Origin of the sequence: Capnocytophaga sp. oral taxon 863 str. F0517 (genome assembly GCF_000466425.1) — a bacterium.
Lineage (GTDB): Bacteria > Bacteroidota > Bacteroidia > Flavobacteriales > Flavobacteriaceae > Capnocytophaga.
Map to the genome: position 1 here is coordinate 11,651 of NZ_KE992184.1, position 26,755 is coordinate 38,405.

Sequence of the window (26,755 nt, forward strand, 5' to 3'; positions counted from 1 at the left end):
TTTTACTTTATTATAGGAAAAAGTTTAAAACTCCATTGCTAATATGATTGTTCTCAATCATTTCCAATAAATTTTCTCTTTCTCTCCCAATCTGCATATTTTAATCCATTTTGAATTTGTGTATTAAGATATCTTTTTATTGGTATTAATTTTATTCCTAAATCTGATTTTTTCACAATAGAAAGTATATTTAGCCAATCAGAAGCTCTTAAATAGCCAAAATTAACATCTCCAACAACTGTTCTGCCATTTCCTCTCCAATATATTTTAGAAAACAAATCAACATCTTGTGTTAAGGATATAAACAATAATAACACATCTTCAAATATTTCCTTCATTGAGTGTCTTGCTATATCCACAATAAAATTCATTTTGTTGTGGCTTTCATAATTTTCTTTACAATAATCTAATAGGAAGCTTTTAGCTCGTATGCTCGCTTCTTGTGACAAATCCCCAAAGAAAGAATTACAAAAATGTTCTCCAATTCCTAAATAGACTTCTTTTTTATCAATCAAATCAAAAACAGTTTTCAGTATAGGTTCAATTTTATTAGATTCCCAAATCACGTTCAAAAATATATCTTCATGCAAATAATGTTGATTTTGGTTTTTTGAATATAAATTATTAATATACTCTATAAGAAAGTTTTCATCTCGCTGAATAATCTTTGCAAAGCCTCTTCGAGTTAAGTCAAAATGACTGTCTATTAAATCTTGTTGCAAGTATAGTTTCTTTATCAAATTAATGTCATTCCCTAATTCCTCAAAGGAGTCTTCTGTGATATCAAATTGCACAAAAATCGTTTCGTCTTTTTTTTCGTTTTTGTCAATAATAATTTGGAGTAATTCTTGGAACAAATTTGGTGCAATATTCAAATATCGCTTTAATCCTTCAAGCCATATGGAAGCTCTATTCGGTAATTTTTTTACAGTCTCTTTAATTTTCTCAATATGCTTCTCATTGATTAGATTCTCTGCCAAATAATCATAAAAAGACAACTCCCAAAAATATTTATTGTTAAAATTATTTTTCTGTAAAATATTCCAAATATATTGTGATTTTTCTTTTGTTGTTAGCTGATTTCTGAAGACTGTTCTTGGGGTATAACCAATTTGATTGTTTGTAATTATTACTTCGGTTAAAAACTGACAACCTAACTCGAAATTTTTAGAACAATTTTCATCAACTATTAAATCAAACGAGTTATTATAGCTCCAATAATTTTTTGCAATGCTTTTTAAGTAAACAAAAGTGTCATAAAATGATTTAACGTCTTTAATATTGTTGCAAACAAAAGATTTCCTTATTTCTTCTTCTTTCAGTTTTTCGTATTCTTCATGATTCTCAAAATCATAGCTTTCTTTGTATCTAAATCTATCCCAATCTAAAATGAGATACTTCTCATAAGTTGTGTTTGTGAATTTTTGAGATAAAGAAGGAAATTCAGGAAGTTCTATTTCGTTTCTTTTACACCTTCTAATCTGTTCTTGAACGTAAAGACAATGTTCAAATGAGTTGGGGTTTAAATGATTTTTGATAATGGATATTAAGAATTGAATGTCATATTCCATTATCTCTTTTATTACACCTGGACTAACATTTGCATAACTCTGTAATAATTCGAGGGATTTCTCAGGATAAAGACTAAAGTAGTTGTTTACATTATCCCAAATGTTTTTTCGAAATGCTCTAATAGATTGATTATTGGGAATAGGATATTGATAAATAGATATTGCATAGTGCCTTTCACTTTTTGTTTGTTGGTATTTAAAAGCAAGAAATGTTTTTGACAATTCATAGAATGCTTTTGAATACAAAATATCTTTTTTTGCTAATCCTTCAATTAAAATTTGAAAAAGTATGTTTTGCCTTTCAAAACCAAAGCGTTCATCAGTCCAGTCAAATATCAGGATTTCTCTGATTTTGTGTATTAGTTCGGGTAAGTGTTCTGGTTTCTTTCTGATAAACTCAAAAATTAATTCAATCGCATCTTTGAGTTTGTTTTGAAAACGGAAAAAATTACTAAGTAGTTCAATAACTTCATTTCGGCTATAAGCAAAATCATTTGTTTCATATTTAACTTCGTAATTAACATTATGAGGTAAAGGTAGTTGATTTATTCTATTGTAAATATACTGCAATGTTTCTTCTTGCAGATAGAACCAAAATATTTCCAAGAATGCAAACGTTCTTTCTTCTTCGTTTTCAATTGATTTTAAATAGTTTTGAAGAATAGGTTGAAGCTTCTGCATCACATTTTCAAAACCAAAAGTATTGTTTGCAGGAATAACACAATCTTTAAACCGACTTTTATTTTCATTGAAATACCTCTTTAAAAGTGTTTCAAATTCGAGCAAATTATCCTTAATAAACGCTTTATAGAAAAAGAAAGTTGCTAAATTTTGTTCGGGAATTTTTACATAATCATATTGTATTTCCACTAACTCCAATCTATCTAATTTTTCTATTGCATCAATGAATAATGGATAGTCAATACCAAAATTTTGTAAAATAGGTTCGGTTATGTTTTTGTCTTTATAGGGTATAGCATTGAAAAAAGCAATTATTCCCAAGCATTTGATATTGAATTGATTGGAAAATTCTCCATCATCATTTATAAATGTTGAGAAATATTTCTCAAACAAATCCGATACATCTGCTAAAGCATAAATATTTTGCTTTTGTTTTGCAAGTAACGCCGTCATAATTGCAAGCCGAGGATTACCGTCTGCAATACGAACAATTTCTTTATGAAATTGCCAATTTGAAATATTAAAAGGTTCTGCCTTAATAATATCAGTAATTTGTTCATCAGAGAACTTTTTTAAAACATATTGCTTGTGTTCAAATCCAAAGCAAAATTTTTCAACTATTGGCAAAGCATAATCTCTTGCAGTAAGAATAATTTTCAAATTACCTGTTCTTTGCGACTTGTAAAAGCCTGTAATTTGACTGAAAATGTCTATTCTATTGGCATCATCAACGAAAAAGATATAGTCTTTTTTATCATCAAAATGGTGAGATAAATCACTTAACAAGTTACAATTTTTATATGAAAGGCAAAATGCATTGTATGATAAATTTTCTGCCAAAAAACTATTAATTGCTTCTATTGCGATTTTTGTTTTCCCAACGCCTGCAACACCAGTGATTATTAAGAAATCGTTTCGCTTAATAATTTGTTTGATGTTTTCTAATTCCTCCTCTCTGTGCAGAAAAGTATTATTCAAAGGTGTCGCAATACCCTTAGACGCTTTATTGTATTCCTCAACAAAGGTGTTAATAGAAACAATTTGTCCTGTATCCAAGGGGAACCCCAAATATTTGTGAACTAAATTTCTATGTTGAAAATGTAATTCTAATGACAGACAATCGAGTGTATAAATGGTTAATATGAGTTCTGCTTTACCTAGAAGATTCTTCAAAGATTGAAATTCTTCTGTATTTAAGTTGAAATTTATACAAAGTATTATTTCTGCAATTTGATTTATCGGAATTTTTGTCTTTGTCGTGTCAAGACATTTTTCTATATCTTCTTGCAGTTTTGATACTCCTTTTGTAATGTTGGTTGAGTATTCTACAAATACATATTTACCACTAGGCAATAAGTAAAAAGTGTCAGGTGTTCCCTTTGTTGTTTTTTGTTTTCCACTTTGACTTCCAACTCTCGAAAAAGTTCGGTAATTATCGTTTTTAAGAATTAAAAAGCTATCACATAATTCCTGAAAAACAGTTTCATTTATACTTGAAAGAGCATTTTCTATGGTTTGTAATCTACTCATTTTCTTTTATTTAATTTTATGCAGTTGTGCCCGAGCATTGTCTACAACGCTATAATATGCACAATCTTATTATGATTAGCCAAGTTGGTATATATTCCACAATGAAATTACATTTGCAAATTTTTAAAATGATCTTTTGCTTTTAAATTTTTAGTTTCCCCGCTGGCGCGTTTCTTGCAGTCTGTGCCTACTATTAAGTAGAGCCTTTGGCTCTTTATGGGAGCTATAAGTTCCATAGTTGTAGGTATGAGCCGTAAGAAACGCACCAGCAAGGAGGCATGGCATTAATCATTAATGGCATTAACCATTATAATGGCTGAATTTGTTCTGCCAAAGCCAAAGGAATTAGACAGAAAAGTGCGTATGGACTTTGGGTGGTTTGGGTGATGATATGGAGCTTTTGGGAGTTTTCATCAAGGGCTTCTATATTGATGTTCGGGGCGATAAAGTCGTGTTGCATCATCAGGATAGAATACACTAGTCACTAGTTCACTGGCACCCGCCATTCAGCATTCATGCCCTGTAATGGACTTGTAGCGCTTACGCAGGTATGACTGCCTCCAAAGAGGTGCCTATACAGGGATATATCCCCATACCAGCAACCACAACACGATGACTCATAATAAGTGAAAAGTGAATAGTAGGAGAGTTATTCACTTTTCACTATTCACTTTTCATTTAATAAATTCTTCTATTTGGCTCTTTACCTTTTTCCATAGTTTGTCGAGGGCATATTCGCTAGCCCAGGCCACATGGGGGGTATAGAGTACCCTGGGGTGGGAGGCCAATTTCAGTAGGGGATCACCAGCTACAGGAGGTTCTCTCTCGAATACATCGGAGGCAAAGCCCTCTAATTGTCCGGCCTCCAAGGCTTCGTATACGGCTTGTGGATCCACTACCGCACCGCGGGCTACATTGATGACCAAGGGCTTGCGCTTCATCTTGGCAATGGTACGAGCCGAGATAAGGTGGCGGGTCTCTTCAGTTAAGGGGGTGTTCAGCGAAATAACATCACTCTGAGCCAAGACAGTGTCAAAGTCAGTATATTCACTGCTGCGGGGTGTTCTACCCTCACGTTCTGCCCAAAGGACACGCATGCCAAAGGCCTTAGCGCGCTCAGTAATAGCTTTGCCTATGTTTCCTATTCCTATAATCCCCAAGGTGCGGGTGTGTAGGTCTAAGATAGAGGGTTCGGTGAGGCAAAAGCGCCCATCAGCCTGCCAAGAGCCGTCGGCTACGGCGGTATGGTAGGGCTTTAGCCCGCGCATAGCAGCCAAAAGAAGCATAAAGAAGTGCTCGGCTACACTCTCGGTGGAATAGCCCACTACGTTCTTGACTTCTATACCATGTTCCCCAGCGGCGACCTTGTCTATGTTGTCGGTACCGGTGGCTGTAAGTTGGATAAGCTTTAGCTGTGGGAGCTTGTCCATATGTTCCTTGCCTATTTTCACCTTGTTGGTGATGGCAATATCCGCCCCTTCCAAGTGGCTTACCACTTGGTCGGGACGAGTACTTTCATAAACTACCCATTGGGTAATCCCCTCCGGAACGGTTAGTTCCATTTGAGAGGAGAGTGTATTTCTATCTAATATAACGGCTTTCATCAGTTCAATACAATATGATATTGTACAATAAAGACACCCTTACGGCTATCTACTTCTTTTTGGAGGTTATACACAGGGCGGTTTTGGTAGCAGAAGCTAAGTTTGTTGCTGTGTCCTTTGAGGAAGAGGTTCACCCCAAGGTCATAAGCGATCATAGGGTCTTTCAAGCCGTCAAACTTGGAGTACTGAATACCGAAATTAGGCTGTACACGAGGGGCAAATTTCTCATTTTTGCCCAAGAGATATCCCCCTAATAGGCAGAAAGTACTTCCTGTCCCCATCATAGGATAGGCATTACCTCCTCCGTTGAAATATCCAGTAGCACCAGAATCGGCTACGTTGTTATTGCCGACATTTCTTACGTAGTCACGACCAAAATCGGTGTAATAGTAACCCGCATTGAGGGTGATCGCATCGTTGCGCTCAGAAAGAGGGGTATCCAAGAACACTTCAGCAGAGAAGTTTTTGTAATCATAATACTTAGGGACACCACCTTTAAGTTCGCTCATCATGTCTTTCTGATATACCCCACCTAAGGAGAGGTTCAATACTTTTTTAGCGCCTACATAAGTGCCTGCTGTATAAGGCGTTTTGTTGCTTTCGCGTTCCCAAAAGTCGTATTTGAGATGACCAGAATATTGTTTGTGAGGAGCATTTTTGGCATAGCCGACTACCCCTTCTTTCTCAGCGGTGGTAACCGCATAGGGACTTTTAATGGTAAATACATAGCTCAAGTTTTCGATTTGTCCTTTAGCAAAGGCACCAAAGCTACGTACCGCATCGTCGTTCATATTCACGGTGAAGAGAGGAAAGGCAGGCCCGTCCAAGCCCATCATGCTACCGCTGGCTTTCATGGTATTACGGCTACCATTCCAACCGAATTTTCCCAAACCGAGGGTGAACTCTGGGGCAAATTGGTAATCCGCATAGAGGTCAAGGATGCCGATTTTGTCTTTGGCTTTGCTGGTAAAGTTGTAGTTATTACCTCCGAAAAGTCCATAAACATAGATTTTTGGGGTGAGTTGGCCTTGTACCCCTATACGCAAGCGGCGGATAGAGACATCGGTAATACGGCTTACCCCAGATCCATTGACCATGGTGTTGGGGTTGGCATCTATGTATCTTGCCCAAAGGGTTGTAGATACATTGGCTTTGATGTAGGTCTTGCCATCCTCACTGAGGTTTTTTCTAAGGTTCTCTTGGCTCCACATCATCGTGGGCGCAAGTGCTAAAAGTAGGAATAATCTTTTCATGGTTTTTAAGGGATTTAGGGTTATCAGTATTTAGAAATGAAGGCTTATAGGAATATAGCGTTTTAGCTAAACCCAAAAATCCTTATAATCCTATAGCTCTTCATTTCTTTATTTTTAGTTAAAAGTAAGATCCGATGCGCTTTCGTATGTAATTTGTTTAGTACCCTGATAAGTGCCAAATTTACCTTTTACAGTAACTTCTTTGCCATTTACTTTTAGGTTGTCTTTTTGTTCCTTAGAAAGTGTCTTAAGGATATTTTTATGGGCAAAGATTTGGATAAGCGTATCATCAGAGAATTTGAAATAAGCTTTGCTTCCTTGTACAGTGATATTTCCATGGATTTTGACAGCTTTTCCGTCTTGGAAATCACTCACAGTGGCACGAGCCGCTTCCAATTCTACTACCGCAGGGGCTGGAGGAGTAGGCTGTACATTAGGGGTAGCACCAAAAGTTAGGTCAGCTTCACTTTCATAAATAATTTCCTTAACGATGGAACCATCTTTGGCTTTGAAATCAGTGAAAGTACCTACCACGGTGAGTTCTTGCCCCACGACCTTGAGCTTATCGGAGACCTCCTTGGGGAGTTCTTTGAACTTGTGGGAGAAGATTTGCACCAAAGTTCCATCACTGAACTTAAAGTAAGATCTACCATGGGTTACTTCCGCAATTTCTCCATGAAGTCTTACCTTTTCCTTTTTGTCTCGGTAGTTCTCATAGTCAGCTACTTTTAGGTTTTTTACCTCTAAGACAGTTGCTGGCTTGTCTTTAGGATCCACAGGAGGAATCCCATTGTTGTCGTCCTTGCTACAGGATATTAATAGCCCAAAAGAGAGGGCTAAAAAAAGTAACTTTTTCATATTGTTCAAAGTATTTAATTAGTTTTAAGTCACTAGTCATTAGTTATTAGTCATTGGTCATTGGTTACTGGTTGTTATATCACTGATGTTGTTGATATAGAACTGTGGATTGTTTCCGTACATAGTCAGCACTCCGGTGATACGCAAGCGCCCCGCAGGTACATGGTCTTTGATGTGGGCAGCATAGCTACTGGTGAGGAAGGGGAGGCTACCTCCTGCTCTGTCAGTGAGCTGATAGGTGGTATTGTACTGATTGTCAGAGGTGTGAAAGGTCTTTCCTACATCTTCGGATTTGAAGTACACCCCATCGAGTATCAGGAGCTTATTGGCCTGTGCCGTTTTGTTGAAGCGCAAGAAGGTGAAGGTTGTGGCAATCTCACTTAAGAGGGCTTTCTCTCCGGTGGCTACCAGTACTTCAGGGTACATAGCTGGGATGAGGTGGCCTATCTTTTCATTGCCTCCAGCGGTAACTCCATGGCCATAGCCTACTTCCAAGAGGGAGTAGCGGCTGGAATACCATACGGTGGTACCCTTGAGCCTTACTTGTACTTTTGTCCCGACGGGATATTCCTCAAAAAGGCCTTTCTTCTCTATGGAAACACCTATGGTACCCGATTTGTCAAGGGCTTGTACATATATTTTCTTATAGAAATTACCTCCCTCATCACTGGAGATGATATAGCCCTCAAAGGCTTCATCTTCCCCATAAGTGGTAAAGGTGTTGCCTACCTTGGCCTTTAGAGCTGTATAGCTGATAGTAGAGCCTTGGAAAGCCCTCGCCTTGGCAGCTTGTTCATTTTTGAGTGAGCTAATATCTGGGGTATCAAAGCCGGATACCTTGCTACAGGAGGCTACTAAGGGAAGCAGTAGTATATAGAGTATTTTTTTCATGTCATTATTTTTTTAGAGACTTAAGGCTACATTAAGGTAAAATGAAGTACCATAGCCGGTGAAATATTTGTTACCAAAGGTAGGATAGCCACTCTTGTATTCTTTGATCATGGCCTTATAATCACCTTTGCGAGCTTGTTCGAAACCATTGCTTTTGTACTGGGTATTTAGCAGGTTATTGACACTGACAAAGACATTGAGGAAGTTACCCTTGATACGCCAGGACTTACCTGCGGTGGCATTGAGCAGGAAGATACTGGGCAGCTGTTCTTGGCGAAGAAGGTGGCGTACGGTATCTTCGTCTATATCGGTATAGCGACTACCACTGTTGGGGTCAAGGTAAATGTTCTCCGTACGCAAGCTGGGGGCGATACCGATGTAATTCTTATCAAAGTAATTGGCCGTAATAGCTACCCACCAGTAGCGTGGACTTTGATACTCTATGCCTAATGAATACACATGCTCGGGGGCTTGGCCTGAATGATAGTCTTTTAGATAACTTACGATAGGGTTGCTGATTAAGTATTTGTCGGAGGACTGGAACAAAAGCGGGTTGTTCGTATAGGTATATTGATTAAGCGATACCACCGCAGAGGCTTTCCAAGAGGCGGTAAGGTCGTATTCAGCGCCCAATTCCATGCCAAAGTGTAACTTCTCGGCATCAAGCATCGTTTGGGTCAAAAAGCCCGCAGACTCATCCCCTAAGCGGGATTGGGTAAAGAAATAACTCTTCTCGCTGCTGTGTTTGATTTGGGTAGCATAGCCCGTAAGGCGCGCCTTGAACGAAGGAATACGGATGATATAGCTACCGTCCCAGCTGAGTTGCTGCTCTGGCTGTATGCGGGCAGGGAGTATTGAGTTGGAGTTACGGATATTTATATAAACGTTGTTCAGCGGCTGGGCTTCCTCAAAGTAACCGGTATTGAATTGGAGGATATGCCTACCGGTGATGCGGTAGGTAAGCCCTGCTTTGGTGCTGATGGTGTTGAAGTAGCGTAGTCCGCTCTCGCCTTTGGAATCGGTATAAACGGAGTTGTTGGCAAACATACCCTCGCGCTCATAGTCGGTATGGGCGACACGACCAGCAACATAGAAGTCGCTGCGGCCATACTTAAAGCGCAATTGTCCGAAAGCATGGGCACGCTGGCTACGGATTTTATAGTAGTATTGGTACTTGTCGCCCTCTCTCAAGCGGAGGTTTTCGGCCGTATCATAGTTTTCTCCTGAAAAATAACTTTTGTTCAGGAAATATTGTCCTCCTAAGAGGTCATTGATCTTTGCATAGTTTTCGGTACCTATATGTTGGTAAGAGATACCTCCACTAAGGGTAATGTTGGGTAGGAGCTTGGTAGTACCCAATAGATTGGCTGTAAGGGTTTTAGTGTCAATGATATCTTCACTGATAGCATAGATACTTTCTCCTCCGGTAAGGTGGTTAGCTAAAAAGAGTTTGTCCCATTCTAATTGCTTGTGGGATTTGAAATAGTCAATTTGTTGGGCAGTCTTTTCCAAAGCCAATGGGTCTCCCTCCCCAGTCTGTGCATCATACATATTGTAGTAATAGGTAGGCATATTGGTATAGAAGGTAGGGTCGGGGTTTTGGGATTTTACATATTGGAGATGTGTATCTCCTACCTCTCCAAATTGATAGCCTAAGTGAGCAGTGAGCTTGGTGTCTCCCTTTTGATAGGTATTGGAGAGTACAAAGAGCGGCTCGGCGATGCGCTTCATCTTAGCATTGCGCAACTGTCCTGCCTGATAGCCCCAGTTAGGATTGTAGTTCCTGCCCCCCAAGGCGATAGCCTCTTGGGTGAGTGGAGCAGACTTACCGTGGTTGTTATAGGAGAAAATCCCCATCAGATTGGTGGTAAAGTAAGGGCTGGCTTTGTATTCTACCGCTGCTGTGGCACCATAAGCCTGATAGACCATACCTTCGGTATTGGGGAGAAGCCATGTTTTTCCATTCCCTCCACGATAAGAGGCGGAGACCATATAGCCCCAGCCACTGGGGAGGGTTCCTGTATTATAGGTGACCATTCCTCGCCCAAAGTAATTGCGGTTGGTGGTCGTACCGGTGATACGTAGGCCGTTGCGCAATTGGGAAGGGGCAATGGTAAAGGAAGTATTACCGAATACCCCTCCGAAATCCTCCTGGCTGGCACCTATTCCGGTGGTGACCACTTGGCTGCGAGTGGCATCATTCAGCCCGCCCCAGTTGCTCCACTGTGGGCGACCGGTCTCTATCTTGTTCATAGTGACCCCATTGACCAAGACGGTAGCTGCATTGTTCTGATAGCCTCGAGGGTGGTAGAATACCGAGCTAAAGTCGTAAGCCGCACGGCGAAAATAGAGGTCTTGGGAGGACTGCAGAAAGCCTGACACCATCTCAAGCGAACCTTCATCGTCGTCCAATTGTTCGTCGGAAATACTAATAGTGTTACCTATCTGTTGTGCCTCACTATGAGGGTCTTTTTCTAATACAATGGCAGGCAGCAGGGTAGAGGAGTGTAGCTCTACCGTGAGCTGCTTGGGCAGATAACCCTTTGCCGCTACCTGTAGGATATAGCTTCCTTCAGCAAGGGAAAACTCGAAGTAGCCCTCTGCATTGCTTGTGCTATGGAGTGCTTGCCCCTCTATTGAGAGATGCGCATCGGACAAGGGCGCCTTTCCGTTGCTTACATGTCCCTTAAGAGAAATATTCTGAGAATATCCCCAACTCACCATTAGGGCAAAGAATGTATAAATCAGTGTTTTCATTACGTTTTTTATTGAAAAATAAGGGTATTAAACTGGTGCATAATTCCTTGTACAAAATTACTATTTTTTTTGCATAAAGCCTATTTTAAAATGTTAAAAAATCAAAGGTTTTTTATTGTTATAAATCAATAAGGGTAAAGCCAACGCCCACAACGGTTTGCTTGTAGTTATAGTCAATCAAAGAATCTCCATAACCATGGGAGGCCTGGAGTATTAGGCGTAGGTCTCGGCTGATGGGCATCACCCAAGAGGCTTCGATATGAGCGCGGTTGTGCTTGAAATTGAGGTTGTTGCGCAGGTTAATAGAAAGGACATTTTTGCCAACAGGGATAATGGTCATAAGTCGGCAACGGCCTATATAGTCCTCTATTTGAGGATTGTCGTCCTCCATACTGGTTTCAGTGAATCGTTTCCAAAGATGAAGACTGAAAGTTACCTTGTCCCACTTACCCAAGGCCATGAGTATAAAGCGGTTCCAGCTACGGGAGAGTGCGGCCTCCTTACCATTGGACTGGTGATTGACCGAGAGGCCAAGCATCTTGAGCTTAAGGCTGCCAGCGGAGAAATTGGTCGGATAGGTGAAGATTAGTTCTGGTTCGTAGTTCAGCTCTCTAAAAGGGCGGGAAAGGCCTCCGTTGTACATCTGCCAATGAGCTTGCTGGGTAAAGGCCACCCATACATCCCCCTTTCCGAAGGCATCTTGTAGTATTTTGGCCTTGAGGCTCACTTGGAATTTGACCTCTACATTTTGGTAATCGCGGTGTTTAGGGATAGGGCGTTCCGTATTGAGACTTCGCGGCTGCTCAGTAGGTCGGTCAGTAAAGCGCATAGGCATGATATACATGGGTTGGTACTCCATTAGGTGGAAAGTACCTTGCTGGTCTTCGCGATCAAGCTCCCATATCTTGGATATAACCCGTTCCAGATCTACTTCCTTAGGAACATTTGTAGTTGCTAGGGCAGGGAGCGCAATAGTATCTGCAATAGTCTCTTGAGATAGTCCTATAAGAGGGAAAAAGCAAAAGATAATAGGTAAAAGATAGGGGTTAAAGGTTAGGGAATAGGTTTTAGTTTTCATGTTGAATAATTACAAATCAGTTAGTCACTTGTCATTGGTCAATAAAAAGTTTTGTCAGTTCGAAAAAAAAATCGTATCTTTGCCCCTGCAAAAAAGCAATGGTCTATGGTGTAATGGTAACACGACAGATTCTGGCTCTGTAATTCAAGGTTCGAGTCCTTGTAGACCAACAAATTAAGTGAAGAGCGAATAGTGAAAAGCTATTCGCTCTTTGTTTTTTACTTGTTTAGAATACTGATATTTGCGTTTGCATAGTAAAACCTTCTAAGAATTTTACTCCTCGGTAGGAGTTGCCTTTTTCATTCAGGCGTGGGCTCCATACAGCTATGGCGTAGTGTCCTGGCATGATAGCGACAATACCTCCACCGACCCCACTCTTACCAGGGAGGCCTACACGGAAGGCAAATTCCCCTGATTCATCATAGAATCCGCAGGTCTGCATAATGGCATTGATACGCTTGGTATAGACATGGGGGAGGATACGCTGTTGGTCGTGTAGGGTGATGCCGTCATTGGCCAGAAAAGTAAACACATAGGCCAAGGACTCACAAGTAAGCTCGATAGAACAGAGCTTAAAGTAGAAATCCAACACTCGCTCTGGTTCATTCTCTATATTCCCTAAAGACTTGATATAATAACAAAGGGCAAAATTGCGGTAACCAACTTCCTTCTCGGAGGTGGCTATCTGCTCGGAATAGCTGATGGTGGGGTCATTGGCTAATTGGCGAACAAACTTGATAAACTCCTCTTCTGCATTCTTGAAGTGGGAGAGCAGTATATCACAAATCACAATTGCCCCAGCGTTGATCAGTGGGTTACGAGGGATTCCATTGTTGGCCTCCAGCTGCAAAAGTGAGTTAAACGAAGTCCCCGAAGGCTCTACCGATACGCGTTCCCAGATACTGTCCCCAAAGATATCGTAGGCCATAGAAAGGGATAATACTTTGGCAATACTCTGAATGGAGAATTTCTCTTGATAATCCCCGATACCGAAGGTTTTCCCGCTGAGGGTATGGATGGCGATACCGAACTTATCAGGGCTTACGTTGAGTAATTCGGGGATATAGGTAGGTATTTTACCTATATTTTTGCCTTGATATACTTTGTTGTAGATACCTGTAATGGTTTTGGCGTAGGCAGTTTGTTCGTTCATAGTAATTAGTGTGTTTTGTTATTTAGAAAGTGTTGATGGTCTGTCGGATAGCTACCAATCGGGTAAGTAGGCCTTCGAGTAGGTCGAGGTGGAGCATATTGGCTCCGTCGCTTTTGGCATTGGCAGGGTCAAAATGGGTCTCTATGAAGATACCATCTACCCCATTGACCACTCCGGCACGGGCGATGGTCTCAATCATTTCTGGGCGTCCTCCTGTTACTCCTGAACTTTGGTTGGGTTGTTGCAAAGAGTGGGTAACATCCAGAATAACAGGGGCATACTGCTTCATAGTAGGGATACCGCGAAAATCCACGATCATGTCCTGATAGCCGAACATGGTACCTCTGTCGGTGATATATACCTTGTCGTTGCCACTATCCAAGACCTTTTGCACGGCATGCTTCATACTCTCAGGGCTCATAAACTGCCCCTTTTTGAGGTTGACAGTCTTGCCTGTTTTGGCAGCGGCCACCACGAGGTCGGTTTGGCGCACTAAGAAAGCCGGAATTTGGAGCACATCCACATACTCGGCAGCCATAGCAGCATCACTCACCTCGTGAATATCGGTTACGGTAGGCACCCCAAAGGTTTGGGAGACCTTTTGGAGGATCTTCAGTGCCTTTTCATCACCAATACCGGTAAAGGAGTCGATACGGCTGCGATTGGCTTTTTTGAAACTCCCCTTGAAGATATAGGGAATCTCCAGTTTTTGGGTAATATTTACGATTTTATCGGCTATACGCATAGCCATTTCCTCACCTTCTATGGCACAAGGGCCAGCCATGAGGAGAAAATTATTGCTCATAGTTTTGAGTCGTTAGTCGTTAGTGATTAGTTGTTAGTCGTTAGTCGTTAGTGGTTAGTGGTTAGTGGTTAGCTTCTAACCACTAATCACTAACTACTCTTTATTCGTCTCTGTTGCTTCCCATGAGTCTGTAGACCCAGTAGAGGAGTTGGGCGAGGGAACCAAGGGCGGCTACCACATAGGTACGGGCTGCCCACTTGAGGGAGTCTTCTGCCCCAGCATATTCTTCACGAGTGACGATATTTTTGTTCTTAAGCCAAGCCAAAGCGCGATTGCTGGCATCATACTCCACAGGGAGGGTAATAAAGGCAAAGGCTGTAGTAATAGCGAAAAGGGCTACCCCAGCTACAGCAATCCAATAACCAAAGCCCATCTTTTGGGCAGCTCCTAATACAAAACCGGCCATAATGAGGATATTGGAGAGCGTGGAGGCGATATTGACTGCCGGAACGATTTGGGAGCGTAGGGTAAGCCAGCGATAGGCATGGGCATGCTGTATGGCATGGCCACACTCATGCGCTGCAACGGCAGCCGCAGCCGCATTGCGTTGGTTATATACCGCTTCGCTTAAGTTTACAGTTTTGTCCAAAGGATTATAATGGTCAGTCAGGCGCCCAGGGATAGAGGTGACCCTTGCATCAATGCCGTTGTCACGGAGCATCTTCTCGGCAATCTCCTTACCACTCATGCCATTGCGTAGTTGTACATGGGAATAGTGTTCGAACTTACGTTTTAAGCGATTGCTTACTAGCCAACTTACCAAAAAGATGGCGCCTAAAATCAAGTAGTATGACATTTCTTTTAAAATTAAATAGTATAACACACTTTTTTAATGGTTAATTGTCAATTGTTAATTGTTAGCTTTTTAAATAGATATTCTTTATCAAAAAATGTGCCTAAATCCTCTGTTTTTACAGAAATCACAAACCCTACGAAAGGATTGTCTTCTATCTCAGTTACTACACCTTTGATCCACTGCTTTCCGTTAGTAACTTGTGGTGAGATAAGCACTTCCTCTCCTACTTTAAAAATAGAAGAGGCTGTTTTGGTCTTTGTCCTTTCTTCCATAATGATTTTCTAATCTATTGTTTTTGATATGGAGATATCTTTGAAAGTCTCTTTCTTATGGATAGAGGAAACTTTCGCTTTCTTCAGCAGTATTAATGTGGTAGGCATAAGATAATTGTTTAATAGCTTAAATCCAGTTTATTGGGATCATTTCTGTTGTCCCAAAAGGTGATGATTTGTATTTCATGATAATCTTCTACCTATCTGTAAAAAATAGAATAATTGCGAAGTATAGTTACTCTCCTAACTTCTTCGTTAGTATTCTCTACAATACGTCCTATTCTTGGAGAAAATTTGAGTATTTCTAAAACTCTTTGGACATCTTCCCTAATTTTTCGGACATAACTTACAGATTCGAGTTTTTCAGCCCAATAAGTAATAATTTCATGGAATTGTATTCGAGCTTGAGGTAGCCAAACTATTTTTAAAGTATCCATTTTTTCGCTAATGCTTCTATTAATTGGTCTGTTTCTTCTAATACTTGGTCGTTGTCTATAAAGATACCTTTTTTAGCCTCTTCCAATCCTGAATTAATAGCTTCTAAGGCCTTTTGAGAAACTTTTACAGAGGGTTGTTCTCCTATTTCAATTATTTCATAATTGAGTTTTTTTAGCTCTGCCTTGGCATTTTCTCTTGAAGTGCCCTTAGGAATTCTAATGGTAAGTATTTCTGCTTGCATAGTTATCGGTTTTTAGTAATTAATCATTAGAAATAGCCTCCTTTTTTCCTATCTTCCATAGCAGCTTCGGTAACGCGGTCGTCAATGCGGGTTTCGCCACGTTCGGAGATACGCGAGGCGGATATCTCCCTTACCACTTCTTCAAGGGTAGCGGCGTTGCTCTCCACGGCTGCTGTACAAGTCATATCCCCTACGGTGCGGTAGCGGACACGTTTGTTGAGGATTTGGTCGTTTTCGTCTATCTGGATAAAGGGAGAAACGGCAATCAGGCGGCCTTCATGCTCAATTACGTCCCTATTGTGGGCAAAGTAGATAGAAGGTAGCGCTATGTTTTCCTGTTGGATATAGCTCCATACGTCCAGCTCTGTCCAGTTGGAGATAGGGAATACACGTACATTTTCGCCCTTGTGGATACGTCCGTTGTAGATGTTCCACAGTTCGGGTCGTTGGAGCTTTGGATCCCATTGGCCAAACTCGTCACGTACCGAGAAGAAGCGTTCTTTGGCGCGTGCTTTTTCCTCATCACGGCGGGCACCTCCTATGCAGGCATCGAATTGGAACTCCTCAATGGTGTCCAAAAGGGTATGGGTCTGTAGCCAGTTGCGAGAGGCAAACTTACCCTTAGGTTCGGTCAGCCCCTTCGCCTTGATGGTATCTTCCACTTGGCGAACGATCAGTTCTGCCCCGATGCGCTCGGCTAAGGCATCACGGTAGGCAATGGCTTCAGGAAAGTTGTGACCTGTGTCGATATGCACCAAAGGAAAAGGAATCTTCATAGGGGCAAAGGCCTTGATAGCCAAATGTACCAAGGTAATAGAGTCCTTCCCGCCACTAAATAGGAGGGCAGGACGCTCAAACTGCGCAGCTACTTCGCGCATGATATAAATACTTTCCGCTTCTAATTGCTTGAGATGATTCATTGTTAATGATCAATGATTAATGATTAATGACAAGAGATATATTCTTTATCTTTTACTCTATGGAATGATTCTAAATATGATAGGATAGTTATAGACAACATTTACAGGCTTGCCTCTTACTAAGCCTGGGGAGAGCTGAGGGAATCCGTCAAATATCCTACAGGCTTCTTCTTCTAAGAGGGGATTACGTCCTTTAACTTCTTTTATAGATAGATGCCCTTCTTTATCTATCCTGAGGGTTACTATTACTCTGCCTTCTATCTTTTTTTCTAAAGCCTCCTGAGGGTACCTATAATTCTCTATTACCCATTGGTCTAAAAAATATTTGAAAGGTATTTCTTCTGTTTCTCCTGTAAGGGTGTCTGTTTGTACGTAATAAGGGTGTTTCTCTATCCGGAAAAAAGGAACCTCCTCCTCTTCTTGGGCATATAAGGAGAAAGCCCCCAAGAGCATTCCTATAAGAAATAAGTTCCTAATAGCTATCATATTTTCTGTATTGAAAGGCAAAAGTACAATTTATTTTCTACATACACAAGAGAGTGGTTAGTTGTTAGTTGTTAGTCACTGGTCACTAGTCGTTAGCTTGCGTATTTCCCTTTCTTGGAGAGTTCCCAGGAGTTGATGATATTCTGCCATAGGATATAGCAGCCTGGCCCTACGGTGGAAAGGGGGTGGAGGTAGGTGGCGGCAATCCATATGGCAAAGGCGGTGTTCTTCTGTCCTAAGGACTGTCCTGCCTCAATGGTACAGCCGAGATAGCGACCTATCTTCCAGCCCACTGCATATTGTAACAAGCATAATACCAAGCCTGATAATCCGATAACCACCAAGAAGCCAAGGCTCGTCTGGGCATTCATGATGTTCTTCAGGGTGGTGCCTGTTACAATCATCAGCGAACAACCCCATAGGTAAAAGGACAGGTCGGGGATATGGATAAGCCATTGGTGGAACCTCCTTAGCGGGGGTAGGCTCTTGGTGAGTAACGCCAGCAGCATAGGGACGACCAATACGAGGAATACCTTGTTGAGTATCAGTAGGAAAGCACTCCAAAAGGTAATACCCGAGGCGGGTTCTATCAGTGGGAAACAGATAGGAATCAGTAGCACACACACGAGGTTGGAAAGGAAGGTGTAGGTAGTCATCTGCTCGAGATTGCCACCGAGCTTGAGCGTCACCACCGCAGCAGCTGCCGCACAAGGGCTGATCGCACAGACCAATACACTCTCCGAGAGGATTAGTGCATCTCCCGTGAGTTTTAAAAGTAAGATGATGCCCATGAACAAGCCTACAAAAAGGAACTGAAAAGCACTTGTCCAAATATGCCACCTGACCACCGCGATTTTTCTAAAATCTACCTTACAAAAAGTAACATAGAGAATTAAAAACATAAACAGCGGTAGGATGGCCTCAAAAATAGGCGCCAACTGCTGCGAAAGCCCATCCAAGGCTTCCACATAATAAAAGATGAGATATACGATAGCCCCTATCCCCATGGAGACAGGTAGCGTCCATTCTTTGATAAAACGAAGCAAGATTCTAATGTTTAATGTTTAATGATTCTTCACTGATTTAGGGTACAAATGTACGAAATTTTTATCACTAATCATTGTTGGCATTAATCATTAATCATTGATCATTGCTGGCATTAATCATTAAATAAAAGTATTGTTAAAAATGGGTGACTTTGCTATTAAAAATGTAACTTTGTGTCCTTATTCCAAAACGTATCTTTATGACTACCAACAACCCCAAAATTATCAGTGAAGGGCTTACCTATGATGATGTGCTTTTGGTGCCACATTACTCGGAGGTGTTGCCACGAGAAGTCTCCATACAATCCTATTTTAGTAGAAATATCCCGCTGAATGTGCCCATTGTCTCTGCGGCAATGGATACGGTGACCGAATCGGCTATGGCTATAGCGATTGCTCGCGAGGGCGGTATAGGAGTGCTCCACAAGAATATGACCATAGAGGAGCAAGCCTTCCAAGTGAGAAAGGTCAAACGTGCCGAAAGCGGTATGATCATAGACCCGGTGACCCTTTCGCTCTCCTCTACCGTAGGAGATGCCAAGCTCTGTATGAAGGAACACAGCATAGGGGGGATCCCTATCGTGGATGACAAGGGGATCCTCAAGGGGATCGTAACCAATCGCGATTTGCGCTTCGAGCGAGACAAACACCGCTCTATCACCGAGGTGATGACCGGGGAAAACCTTATCACCGCTCCCGAAGGGATTTCTATGAAGGAGGCCGAAAAGATATTGGAAAGCCATAAGATAGAGAAACTTCCGGTAGTGAATAAGGACTACAAATTGGTAGGACTGATTACCTTCCGCGATATAGCTAACTTGCAAAGCAAATCGGTATCCAACAAAGATAATATCGGTCGCCTACGTGTAGCCGCTGCCCTTGGGGTAACGGTCGATGCGGTAGAACGCGCCGAAGCCCTCGTACATGCAGGGGTGGATGCCGTAGTCATTGATACGGCTCATGGGCATACCCGTGGGGTGGTATCGGTACTTAAGAAAGTCAAAGAACGTTTTCCACAACTCGATGTGGTGGTAGGTAATATCGCTACGGCTGAAGCAGCCCTATACCTAGCTGAGGCGGGTGCCGATGCGGTAAAAGTAGGAATAGGGCCAGGCTCTATCTGTACCACTCGTGTGGTGGCAGGGGTAGGCTATCCACAGCTATCGGCAGTGATGCAAGTGGCGGCAGCACTCAAAGAAAAGAACATCCGTATTCCGGTGATTGCCGACGGGGGTATTCGCTATACAGGGGATATTGTCAAGGCTATTGCCGCTGGGGCTGACTGTGTGATGCTCGGTTCGCTCTTGGCCGGTATCAAGGAATCCCCAGGGGAGACGATCATCTTCGAGGGTAGGAAGTTCAAGTCCTACCGCGGTATGGGCTCCGTGGAGGCGATGCAACATGGTAGCAAAGACCGTTATTTCCAAGATGTAGAAGATGATATCAAAAAGCTCGTTCCCGAAGGTATCGTAGGGCGTGTGCCTTACAAAGGTGAACTACAAGAAAGTATGCACCAGTTTATCGGGGGTCTTCGCGCAGGTATGGGCTATTGTGGTGCCAAGGACATAGAGACCCTCAAGGAGACCGGTCGCTTTGTTCGTATCACCACCAGTGGTATCGCTGAAAGTCACCCACATAATGTCACCATTACCAAAGAAGCACCGAATTATTCAAGATAATGAATAGTGACAAGTGACGAGTGACAAATGACTAATAGAGAGTGAAAAGTGAAGAGTGTCTTTCGCTTTTCACTCTTCACTTTTCGTTATTTATTTAATTAGTATTTGTACTCGGTAATTTCTTTAAGTTCTTTTCTATTATTCTCTTCTTTGAACTCTCTAACAGTAGTAGGATAGTCGCCATCATAGATATATTCGTAAGAGCCTCTTCTAATTTCGGTATTCCCCTCTTCTTCAATAGTTTCAGTAACAGTTAGTAAGTTATTTTTACTTGCTTTAGGGACTATGAAATAATTAGGGCTTAACATCTTAGAAAGATTATTTGAAAGAGGATTTTTCTTGCCATCATAAGTATATACAACAGTTCTTTTATAAGAACCACTTACACTTTCTTCTTTGGTCACATTTCCGTTTTCTACAGTGTAGATTGTTGTTTTTACATCTTCATCTATTTTAGATTTGTCGGCTACTATCTCTGTATAGTTTTTTTCATTAACAGTAATACGATTTCCGTTGTAGATAAAGCTACTCTCCTCATATCTGATAGCATCTAAAAAAGTTCCTTCTCTATAGGTTTGTGTAGAAAATTTGTAGACAGTTTTGGAAAGGTTGTTCCCATCATAAGTATAAGTAAATCCATATTTATTATTAGTTACACGTTTCACAACTTTGTTACCCTCATAGGTATAAGTGGTTGATTCTTTTGAAGATTCTATTTTTTCAAGAAGGGCTCCTTTGTAGGTATAAATAGAATTTGTAGTACGTTTCGGATTTCCATTTTCGTAATCAGTGTCTGAGGTTCCAACTACTTTCCCTCCTTCTATTTGGTAGATAGTCTTACTTGTAATCTTCCCATTCTTATATAGTTTCTTCCTTAGGGAAAGCCCCTTGTTCAATAGTAGGATCTCCATTGTTGTTGAACTCACCATTACCATTGGAATTATCATTACCATTGTCTTTACTGCAAGCCGCAAGGGCTGCAATGGCCACTAGGCCGAGAATTACTTTTTTCATTTCTATTTAATTTTAAAATTTTACTTAGTTGTTAGTCACTAGTCATTATCTTAGAATTTCACCCCAAGACCTAAGGCTAAAACTGCGTTCTTGAAGTTGTTTTTATTGCTGATTTGTAGGTTCTTCAAAGAGTTGTTGTTAGGGTCAAAGGCATTGGTAAGTGAATGGGTATAGCGGGCTTCTACAAAGAAGTGTTCACTCAAATTGATACCCAAGCCGGCGCCTACGCCAAAGTCAAAGGCAGCATAGGCATCCTTGTCCAACTCCTTGCTGATGCGGTTTCCAAGAGCAGAAACGCTTATCTCAGGGTTATTAACTAAGAAGCCAAACTGTACTCCTCCTTGTAGGAAAAGCGGGCCAAGATTGACCTTGGCCATTACGGGGATATTCAGGTAGTCGAGTCTGAGATCGCTCTTGATTACTCCCTTTCCTAATAAGAGTACATCGTATTCATATTCCCAAGCAGCCCCTTGTCGGGAATAGATGATTTCAGGCTGTAGGGCAAGGACATCGCCCATAGGCAGTTCCATAAGCGCTCCTACATAGAAGCCATTGAGTCCCTTCAAAGTGCTGTTCTGAGCTACTTCACCGTTGAGGCTGCTATAGTTGTACCCTCCCTTGAAACCAAACTTTTGGGCATGAGCCTGTGTAAACCCTAAGATAGACAAAGCTATTAAAAATACAATTTTTCTCATTTTTTAATCATTTTATCCCCTATATAATAGGGAGCTTGTTAATTTGTTGAGGGTATTACAAGAATCATGCCATTCTTTTAGTCACTAGTCATTGGTCACTAGTCATTAGTTATTGGCCACTAATTGCTGACTTGAGTTCTTCTACATGTATAGCCCGCTTTAGGATTTTTCCATTCTCGTCCAAGAGGATAAGGGTGGGGATCCAGCGAAGGGCATAGGTTTGGGCAGCATTGGACTGCCAAAGGCCTTGGGCTAAGGCTTGTGGCCAGGTATATTGGTCTTTGGCGATGGCCGCTTGCCAAGCATCGAGGTTTTCATCCATGGAGACACTGAGAATCTCCAAGCCTTTGTCCTTGTATTCCTTGTATAGGGCAACGAGTTCGGGGCTTGCCTTACGGCAGTCGGGACACCAGGAAGCCCAAAAATCGATTAGGAGTTTCTTACCACGGAAGTCCTTGAGGGACACTTTCTTACCTTGGGCATCTACGATGTCTATTTCAGGAGCCTCTGCCCCGGGTTGTATCTTAGCGAGCTGGGCGATGGCCGCATCAAGTTCTTTTAGATAGACGTTTTCATTCAGCGAAGTATCCAGCCCTTTGCGAAGGCTAACCAAGGTCTCGTAGTCGTATTTGTAAGCATTGCGGGCTAAGAAATAAGCCAGGTGAGCAGAGGTGGGTGCTTCTTTGATTTCCTTAGCCAAATCCAGCATGTGATTGATATTCATGCGATTGTAGCGCTCGAAAAGCTGTGCCTCTTCGCTGGAGCGGAAGAATTCAAAAAACCAATTGGGGTGGAGGGTCAGCTTCACCGGAGCGTTTTCCAAGTACAGATGGGCTTTGGGGCCACTACCATTCAGTTGGAGTGCATAGACCAATGGCTGAGGCGTTTTCCCCTCAAAGCGGAAATTTCCTTGGGCATCGATAGCGGTGGAATCCACCGGCGTATAGACTCTATCTTTGTATTGGTAGAGGAAGACACGCGCCCCTTCCGGATGTACGGGCGTTCTTCCTTCGATTACATAATGGTCACCTACCGCAAAGGTAGTGGTATCTCCGGCACCATTGGCGGAAGTACCTGCTTGTTGTACCGTATTTTGGCACCCTATCAGCCCTAAGGCTACAAGACTAATGATTTTCTTCATGAGTTGTTTTTTGTTAGGGCACAAAAATAGAAAAAAATGATAATATAAAAATGAATTTTAGGATATTTTTTTGTTTTTATCGTTCATTAGTCACTAATTCAAATCAATAGTTAAAGAACTAGAAATATTAGGTATCTATAAAAGTTGTAAATGAATCATTATCAATCATTTATTGTTACATCCCCCTAGCCCCCCTCAAGGGGGGAATAGTATGCTGGTGTCAAACAGGGTAGTAAAGATTCGATCTAAGTATACTGATAACCAGCATGATAGTTCGCCTGAATGCAATTCCCCCCTTGAGGGGGGCTAGGGGGATGTGTAAAAACATGTTGAATATCAGTGAATTACTATATAAGGGGTATTGTTTTAACTGTTGAATTGCATCACTAGTCATTGGTCACTAGTCACTAGTTGTTGGTTATTAATCACTAAAAATAGCATTGGTATCTATGCTTAGGTCAGGGAAGGTAGCCGAGCGCACCCATTCGCCTTCCACTACAGGACGGGAGGAACTATAGAGACCATCCTTGAGAACATATAGGGTAATAGAGCGTTCTTCGGGGCGGACGATCCAGTACTCAGGTACTTTCGCTTCTTGATAGATTTCGTATTTGTCCTTTAGGTCTCGGTTGGAATTGCTCGGAGAGAGGATCTCTATGACCAAGTCAGGCGCGCCGAGGCAACCCCGACTGTCCAATTTCTCAGGATCACAGACCACACAGATGTCCGGTTGTAAGACGGTATATATCTGCCCGTCCTCCTTTCCCTTCTGTGGCAAACGTACATCAAAGGGAGCCGCGAATAGACGACACTTCTTATCTCTAAAGGCTACATATAACTCTCCAAAGAGTCTGCCTGATATACTTTGATGACGCATATTTGGAGCAGGACTCATTTTGAATATTTTCCCACGGAGCAATTCCACTCGCTCGGAAAACTGCCAAAGCAGATAATCAGCATAAGTGTATAACTTGTTTAGATTCAGTTGATTGATATCCGTAACCATAAAAGAGAATTAATCATTAGTCATTAGTTTTAGTCCATCTCCTCTGTTAGCTTTTCAAAAGTACTTCGGGTAGGGTAGTGCAGGTAGAGCACTTGATAGACGGCATTGAGGATAGGAGTATAGGCCGGAGCGGCTTGTCGTTGGTTAATTTTGTAAGCATTTTCCACAGCATAGTAGCCCTCGGCGACCATATTCATTTCCATAAAGGCACTTCTAACGGAATAGCCCTTACCTATCATGCTACCGAAGAGGCGGTTACGGCTGAAGGCCGAGTAGCCCGTTACGAGCAAGTCACCCAAGTAGGCAGATTGGTTGATGTCGCGCGCGATAGGATGAACGGCATCCAAGTAGCGCTGCATCTCGCGGATAGCGTTACTCATTAGCACACTTTGGAAGTTGTCCCCATAGCCCAATCCGTGGGCGATTCCCGCGGCGATGGCATAGATGTTCTTGAGCATGGCACCATATTCGACCCCAATGATGTCTTCGCTGATCTTGGCACGGATAAAGGGGCCACGCAAGGCCTGTGCCATCTGCTCCGCCTTAGGCAGATCCTCGCAAGCCACTGTCAGGTAAGAGAGGCGCTCCAGGGCTACCTCCTCGGCATGGCAAGGGCCGGTAATCACCCCTATATTCAGCGGGTTAAGACCATAAGCCTCCATCAGATGTTCGCCTACCACCAAGCCCGTTTCAGGGACAATCCCTTTGATAGCCGAGAAGACCACCTTATCCTTAAGCGAGACCGTTAGCTTGGAAAGCTCCGAGACCAAGAAGGCCGAAGGAATGACAAAGATCACATAATCCGCCTTCTCGATAGCCTCATTGATATCACTCGTCAGGCGAATTTTCTCCGTATGCAGCTCCACCGAGGAGAGGTAATTGGGATTGTGTTTGTATTTTTTGATATGCGAGATTGCCAATTCGTTGCGCATATACCAAGTAATCTCAGGGAGGTTCTCACTGAGAATCTTTACGATAGCTGTCGCCCAGCTACCGCCACCAAGTACTGTATAGTTCATGTTGCTAATTTGTCAATTAGTTAATTTGTCAATGAGACAAATAGGCTAATTATCTTTTTTCTTGTTAACAATTTTCACTACTCCCATGATCAGCGCCCCCATTGCTACAAAACTCAGGAGGGTAGCCCACCAGTATTGTAAGAATAAGTCCTTGAGTATCACGGCGAAGACGATAGCAAAGAGCAGCAAGGTCGCCACCTCATTGGCCATACGCAGTCTCACGGAGCTATAGCGAGTAATTCCACTTTGTAATTCCTTGATCGTACGCCAGCTCCAATAGTGATAAGCCAAAAGCAGCCCAATACCCAAGAGCTTGATATGCATCCACCCCAAAGAGAGGTATGCCCATTGGAAAGCCCACAGCATGTAAATACCCGAAAGCAAGACAATCACCAAGGCCGGTACGGTGATAATATTCCACAAGCGTTCCTCCATAAAGCTGTATTGCTTATGTAGCACGTCTTTCTCAATTCCTTCCTTGCCCTGCAAGGCCTCCGTATGATAAATCAGCAGGCGCACTATATAGAAGATACCCGCAAAATAACTCACCACAAAGATGATGTGAATGGATTTGATAATAAGGTACAAAATATATCAGTTTTAAGTTGTTGTAGGCTGTTAGTATTCCTTATATTCTATTTACTTCAGCGTGCAAATTTACGAAATTATCAATCAAAAGTCAATTATTAATTGTTAATTGTCTATGATCAGGGGGCAAAACACTCAAGAATAGATCCATTAACAAATCTTTTTCTCATACAAATTCTTACTTCTCCCACCTCTTTTCCTTGACTTCACCCCCTCGAATGTTGTAATTTTGCAGAGTCAGTTATTAGTGATTAGTGGTTAGTTATTAGTGGTTAGTTTTTAGTGGTCATCATTAATCATTAATCATTAATCATTAATCATTAACCATTAACCATTAACCATTAATCATTAATCATTAATCATTAATCATTGACCATTAATTTTTCACTTTTCACTATTCATTTTTCACTTTAATCATGGAAGAGGCAATAGAAATACTTTGGAGCTACGCGCGCCGCGAGCCCTTGGATAGCAACGGAGAGACTATCGTCCCTACCGTCAATAATAGTATTGCCGCTATCCGTATCCTCTCCCGCTTGGAAGGATGGGAGAAGGAAAGTGAAAAGAGAATAGGGAAGAATGAAAAGCGAAATGCCGCTCCATGCTGGCGTGAGCTTGCAGCTCGTGCCGAAGATACCGAAGCTAACAAAGTAGAAAATACCCCATACTGCCGCGAGCTTGCAGCTCGTGCCGAAGATACTGAAGTTTTCAAATTAGAAGATACAACTTCCCCACAAGATCCCCCTTCGAGGGAAAGGGAGACACTCCTCTCCTTCACCCGTAGTACGCTCCCCACTTTTACCCCTGCCCCCTTCCATGAAGTCTATTACGACCAACTTACCCAATTTGCCTATGGACATATCAAAAAGTTGATGATTACCATGCCGCCCCAACATGGAAAAAGTGAGGGAGCTACCCGTCGTCTCCCCGCCTTTATCTTAGGCCACCAACCAGACAAGCGCATCGCGATTGTCTCTTACAACGCCATTAAGGCAAGAAAATTCAACCGCGAACTCCAACGTATCATCGATGATGATACCTATCATAGGCTGTTTCCACAAACGCTCCTCGCTGGGCAAACTTCCTCAAGTTCTAATTCCATAACCTCTAAAAGCCGCAACTACGCCCGCAATGCGGACGAATGTGAGATTGTCGGCTACCAAGGTAGCTTTAAGACCATCGGGGTAGGTGGTTCCCTCACCGGCGAGCCGGTCGATGTCTTGATTATGGATG

The 26,755-nt window shown here is 42.1% G+C and carries 23 protein-coding genes, 1 tRNA gene and 2 pseudogenes; 3 read left to right on the plus strand and 23 right to left on the minus strand.

Translation table 11 applies throughout. The features are described from left to right. Positions 1-53: 53 nt before the first annotated feature. The 8 genes and pseudogenes from HMPREF1551_RS12900 to HMPREF1551_RS12930 all read right to left on the minus strand — a co-directional run bounded on the left by HMPREF1551_RS12900 (position 54) and on the right by HMPREF1551_RS12930 (position 12,223). Positions 54-3,782: a hypothetical protein gene (locus tag HMPREF1551_RS12900; RefSeq protein ID WP_021629627.1), complete on the minus strand. Its 3,729-nt coding sequence runs from the start codon at positions 3,780-3,782 to the stop codon at positions 54-56. A 284-nt stretch (positions 3,783-4,066) separates the two neighbouring features. Beyond that, positions 4,067-4,315: pseudogene (locus HMPREF1551_RS13550) on the minus strand (beta-ketoacyl-[acyl-carrier-protein] synthase family protein); the annotation flags it as partial. Between the two features lie 141 nt (positions 4,316-4,456). Further along, positions 4,457-5,386 carry a D-2-hydroxyacid dehydrogenase gene (locus HMPREF1551_RS12905; RefSeq protein WP_021629630.1) on the minus strand — a complete coding sequence of 310 codons (930 nt, stop codon included), beginning with the start codon at positions 5,384-5,386 and terminating at the stop codon, positions 4,457-4,459. After that, the gene (locus tag HMPREF1551_RS12910) at positions 5,386-6,639 is read right to left on the minus strand and encodes a porin (protein WP_021629631.1); all 1,254 of its coding nucleotides are present in this window, start codon (positions 6,637-6,639) and stop codon (positions 5,386-5,388) included. Before HMPREF1551_RS12910 ends, HMPREF1551_RS12905 begins: the two co-directional genes overlap by 1 nt. 114 nt (positions 6,640-6,753) lie before the next feature. Beyond that, on the minus strand, positions 6,754-7,497 hold the full coding sequence (locus HMPREF1551_RS12915) for a hypothetical protein (RefSeq protein ID WP_021629632.1): 744 nt from the start codon (positions 7,495-7,497) through the stop codon (positions 6,754-6,756). A 57-nt stretch (positions 7,498-7,554) separates the two neighbouring features. Further along, positions 7,555-8,388, minus strand: coding sequence for a DUF5689 domain-containing protein (locus HMPREF1551_RS12920; RefSeq protein ID WP_021629633.1), 834 nt, complete (start codon positions 8,386-8,388; stop codon positions 7,555-7,557). Positions 8,389-8,400: 12 nt separating this feature from the next. After that, positions 8,401-11,145 (minus strand): carboxypeptidase-like regulatory domain-containing protein, encoded by a 2,745-nt coding sequence (locus HMPREF1551_RS12925; protein WP_021629634.1) that lies wholly within the window; start codon positions 11,143-11,145, stop codon positions 8,401-8,403. A 118-nt stretch (positions 11,146-11,263) separates the two neighbouring features. Further along, entirely contained in the window at positions 11,264-12,223 is a 960-nt protein-coding gene (locus tag HMPREF1551_RS12930) for a phospholipase A (protein WP_021629635.1), read from the minus strand. Positions 12,224-12,322: 99 nt separating this feature from the next. Here HMPREF1551_RS12930 and HMPREF1551_RS12935 point away from each other — a divergent pair. Then, positions 12,323-12,393: transfer RNA gene (locus HMPREF1551_RS12935), tRNA-Gln, on the plus strand. A 56-nt stretch (positions 12,394-12,449) separates the two neighbouring features. Here the strand turns inward: HMPREF1551_RS12935 and HMPREF1551_RS12940 are convergent. The 8 genes from HMPREF1551_RS12940 to HMPREF1551_RS12980 all read right to left on the minus strand — a co-directional run bounded on the left by HMPREF1551_RS12940 (position 12,450) and on the right by HMPREF1551_RS12980 (position 18,389). Further along, entirely contained in the window at positions 12,450-13,376 is a 927-nt protein-coding gene (locus tag HMPREF1551_RS12940; RefSeq protein ID WP_021629636.1) for a glutaminase, read from the minus strand. Between the two features lie 22 nt (positions 13,377-13,398). Further along, on the minus strand, positions 13,399-14,181 hold the full coding sequence (gene kdsA / locus HMPREF1551_RS12945; protein WP_021629637.1) for a 3-deoxy-8-phosphooctulonate synthase: 783 nt from the start codon (positions 14,179-14,181) through the stop codon (positions 13,399-13,401). Between the two features lie 100 nt (positions 14,182-14,281). Next, positions 14,282-14,977 carry a zinc metallopeptidase gene (locus HMPREF1551_RS12950; RefSeq protein WP_034544751.1) on the minus strand — a complete coding sequence of 232 codons (696 nt, stop codon included), beginning with the start codon at positions 14,975-14,977 and terminating at the stop codon, positions 14,282-14,284. A 47-nt stretch (positions 14,978-15,024) separates the two neighbouring features. Then, the gene (locus HMPREF1551_RS12955; protein ID WP_021629639.1) at positions 15,025-15,249 is read right to left on the minus strand and encodes a hypothetical protein; all 225 of its coding nucleotides are present in this window, start codon (positions 15,247-15,249) and stop codon (positions 15,025-15,027) included. 424 nt (positions 15,250-15,673) lie between these two features. Then, positions 15,674-15,928: a hypothetical protein gene (locus tag HMPREF1551_RS12965; protein ID WP_021629641.1), complete on the minus strand. Its 255-nt coding sequence runs from the start codon at positions 15,926-15,928 to the stop codon at positions 15,674-15,676. Positions 15,929-15,954: 26 nt separating this feature from the next. Beyond that, positions 15,955-16,848, minus strand: a complete 894-nt coding sequence (gene cysD / locus HMPREF1551_RS12970) for a sulfate adenylyltransferase subunit CysD (protein ID WP_021629642.1) — start codon at positions 16,846-16,848, stop codon at positions 15,955-15,957. Between the two features lie 57 nt (positions 16,849-16,905). Then, a complete protein-coding gene (locus HMPREF1551_RS12975; protein ID WP_021629643.1) occupies positions 16,906-17,334 on the minus strand; it encodes an energy transducer TonB in 429 nt (142 codons plus the stop codon). 92 nt (positions 17,335-17,426) lie between these two features. Then, entirely contained in the window at positions 17,427-18,389 is a 963-nt protein-coding gene (locus HMPREF1551_RS12980; RefSeq protein WP_196800732.1) for a transporter, read from the minus strand. Between the two features lie 191 nt (positions 18,390-18,580). Between HMPREF1551_RS12980 and guaB the strand changes: the two genes are divergently transcribed. Then, positions 18,581-20,059 carry an IMP dehydrogenase gene (gene guaB / locus HMPREF1551_RS12985; RefSeq protein ID WP_021629645.1) on the plus strand — a complete coding sequence of 493 codons (1,479 nt, stop codon included), beginning with the start codon at positions 18,581-18,583 and terminating at the stop codon, positions 20,057-20,059. Between the two features lie 98 nt (positions 20,060-20,157). Here the strand turns inward: guaB and HMPREF1551_RS12990 are convergent, their stop codons facing one another. From HMPREF1551_RS12990 to HMPREF1551_RS13015, 7 genes are all read right to left on the minus strand, one after another. Further along, on the minus strand, positions 20,158-20,970 hold the full coding sequence (locus HMPREF1551_RS12990; protein WP_155851631.1) for a hypothetical protein: 813 nt from the start codon (positions 20,968-20,970) through the stop codon (positions 20,158-20,160). Beyond that, positions 20,918-21,073 (minus strand): lipoprotein, encoded by a 156-nt coding sequence (locus HMPREF1551_RS13775; RefSeq protein ID WP_155851632.1) that lies wholly within the window; start codon positions 21,071-21,073, stop codon positions 20,918-20,920. Before HMPREF1551_RS13775 ends, HMPREF1551_RS12990 begins: the two co-directional genes overlap by 53 nt. A 50-nt stretch (positions 21,074-21,123) precedes the next feature. Continuing rightward, positions 21,124-21,768, minus strand: coding sequence for a porin family protein (locus tag HMPREF1551_RS12995; RefSeq protein WP_021629647.1), 645 nt, complete (start codon positions 21,766-21,768; stop codon positions 21,124-21,126). Positions 21,769-21,877: 109 nt separating this feature from the next. Next, positions 21,878-22,909 (minus strand): TlpA disulfide reductase family protein, encoded by a 1,032-nt coding sequence (locus HMPREF1551_RS13000; protein WP_021629648.1) that lies wholly within the window; start codon positions 22,907-22,909, stop codon positions 21,878-21,880. Positions 22,910-23,330: 421 nt separating this feature from the next. Beyond that, positions 23,331-23,915, minus strand: coding sequence for a Uma2 family endonuclease (locus HMPREF1551_RS13005; protein WP_021629649.1), 585 nt, complete (start codon positions 23,913-23,915; stop codon positions 23,331-23,333). 29 nt (positions 23,916-23,944) lie between these two features. Then, positions 23,945-24,934, minus strand: coding sequence for an NAD(P)H-dependent glycerol-3-phosphate dehydrogenase (locus HMPREF1551_RS13010; RefSeq protein WP_021629650.1), 990 nt, complete (start codon positions 24,932-24,934; stop codon positions 23,945-23,947). 45 nt (positions 24,935-24,979) lie between these two features. Continuing rightward, a complete protein-coding gene (locus tag HMPREF1551_RS13015) occupies positions 24,980-25,522 on the minus strand; it encodes a CopD family protein (RefSeq protein WP_034544758.1) in 543 nt (180 codons plus the stop codon). Between the two features lie 416 nt (positions 25,523-25,938). Here HMPREF1551_RS13015 and HMPREF1551_RS13020 point away from each other — a divergent pair. Beyond that, positions 25,939-26,755 (plus strand): annotated as a pseudogene (locus HMPREF1551_RS13020) (heat-shock protein Hsp70); the annotation flags it as partial.

Bases quoted from the DNA above. Each gene is read 5' to 3' on its own strand.
- HMPREF1551_RS12900 (WP_021629627.1), bottom strand. From the start codon at position 3,782: ATGAGTAGATTACAAACCATAGAAAATGCTCTTTCAAGTATAAATGAA.
- HMPREF1551_RS12905 (WP_021629630.1), bottom strand. From the start codon at position 5,386: ATGAAAGCCGTTATATTAGATAGAAATACACTCTCCTCTCAAATGGAA.
- HMPREF1551_RS12910 (WP_021629631.1), bottom strand. From the start codon at position 6,639: ATGAAAAGATTATTCCTACTTTTAGCACTTGCGCCCACGATGATGTGG.
- HMPREF1551_RS12915 (WP_021629632.1), bottom strand. From the start codon at position 7,497: ATGAAAAAGTTACTTTTTTTAGCCCTCTCTTTTGGGCTATTAATATCC.
- HMPREF1551_RS12920 (WP_021629633.1), bottom strand. From the start codon at position 8,388: ATGAAAAAAATACTCTATATACTACTGCTTCCCTTAGTAGCCTCCTGT.
- HMPREF1551_RS12925 (WP_021629634.1), bottom strand. From the start codon at position 11,145: ATGAAAACACTGATTTATACATTCTTTGCCCTAATGGTGAGTTGGGGA.
- HMPREF1551_RS12930 (WP_021629635.1), bottom strand. From the start codon at position 12,223: ATGAAAACTAAAACCTATTCCCTAACCTTTAACCCCTATCTTTTACCT.
- HMPREF1551_RS12940 (WP_021629636.1), bottom strand. From the start codon at position 13,376: ATGAACGAACAAACTGCCTACGCCAAAACCATTACAGGTATCTACAAC.
- kdsA (WP_021629637.1), bottom strand. From the start codon at position 14,181: ATGAGCAATAATTTTCTCCTCATGGCTGGCCCTTGTGCCATAGAAGGT.
- HMPREF1551_RS12950 (WP_034544751.1), bottom strand. From the start codon at position 14,977: ATGTCATACTACTTGATTTTAGGCGCCATCTTTTTGGTAAGTTGGCTA.
- HMPREF1551_RS12955 (WP_021629639.1), bottom strand. From the start codon at position 15,249: ATGGAAGAAAGGACAAAGACCAAAACAGCCTCTTCTATTTTTAAAGTA.
- HMPREF1551_RS12965 (WP_021629641.1), bottom strand. From the start codon at position 15,928: ATGCAAGCAGAAATACTTACCATTAGAATTCCTAAGGGCACTTCAAGA.
- cysD (WP_021629642.1), bottom strand. From the start codon at position 16,848: ATGAATCATCTCAAGCAATTAGAAGCGGAAAGTATTTATATCATGCGC.
- HMPREF1551_RS12975 (WP_021629643.1), bottom strand. From the start codon at position 17,334: ATGATAGCTATTAGGAACTTATTTCTTATAGGAATGCTCTTGGGGGCT.
- guaB (WP_021629645.1), top strand. From the start codon at position 18,581: ATGACTACCAACAACCCCAAAATTATCAGTGAAGGGCTTACCTATGAT.
- HMPREF1551_RS12990 (WP_155851631.1), bottom strand. From the start codon at position 20,970: ATGGAGATCCTACTATTGAACAAGGGGCTTTCCCTAAGGAAGAAACTA.
- HMPREF1551_RS13775 (WP_155851632.1), bottom strand. From the start codon at position 21,073: ATGAAAAAAGTAATTCTCGGCCTAGTGGCCATTGCAGCCCTTGCGGCT.
- HMPREF1551_RS12995 (WP_021629647.1), bottom strand. From the start codon at position 21,768: ATGAGAAAAATTGTATTTTTAATAGCTTTGTCTATCTTAGGGTTTACA.
- HMPREF1551_RS13000 (WP_021629648.1), bottom strand. From the start codon at position 22,909: ATGAAGAAAATCATTAGTCTTGTAGCCTTAGGGCTGATAGGGTGCCAA.
- HMPREF1551_RS13005 (WP_021629649.1), bottom strand. From the start codon at position 23,915: ATGGTTACGGATATCAATCAACTGAATCTAAACAAGTTATACACTTAT.
- HMPREF1551_RS13010 (WP_021629650.1), bottom strand. From the start codon at position 24,934: ATGAACTATACAGTACTTGGTGGCGGTAGCTGGGCGACAGCTATCGTA.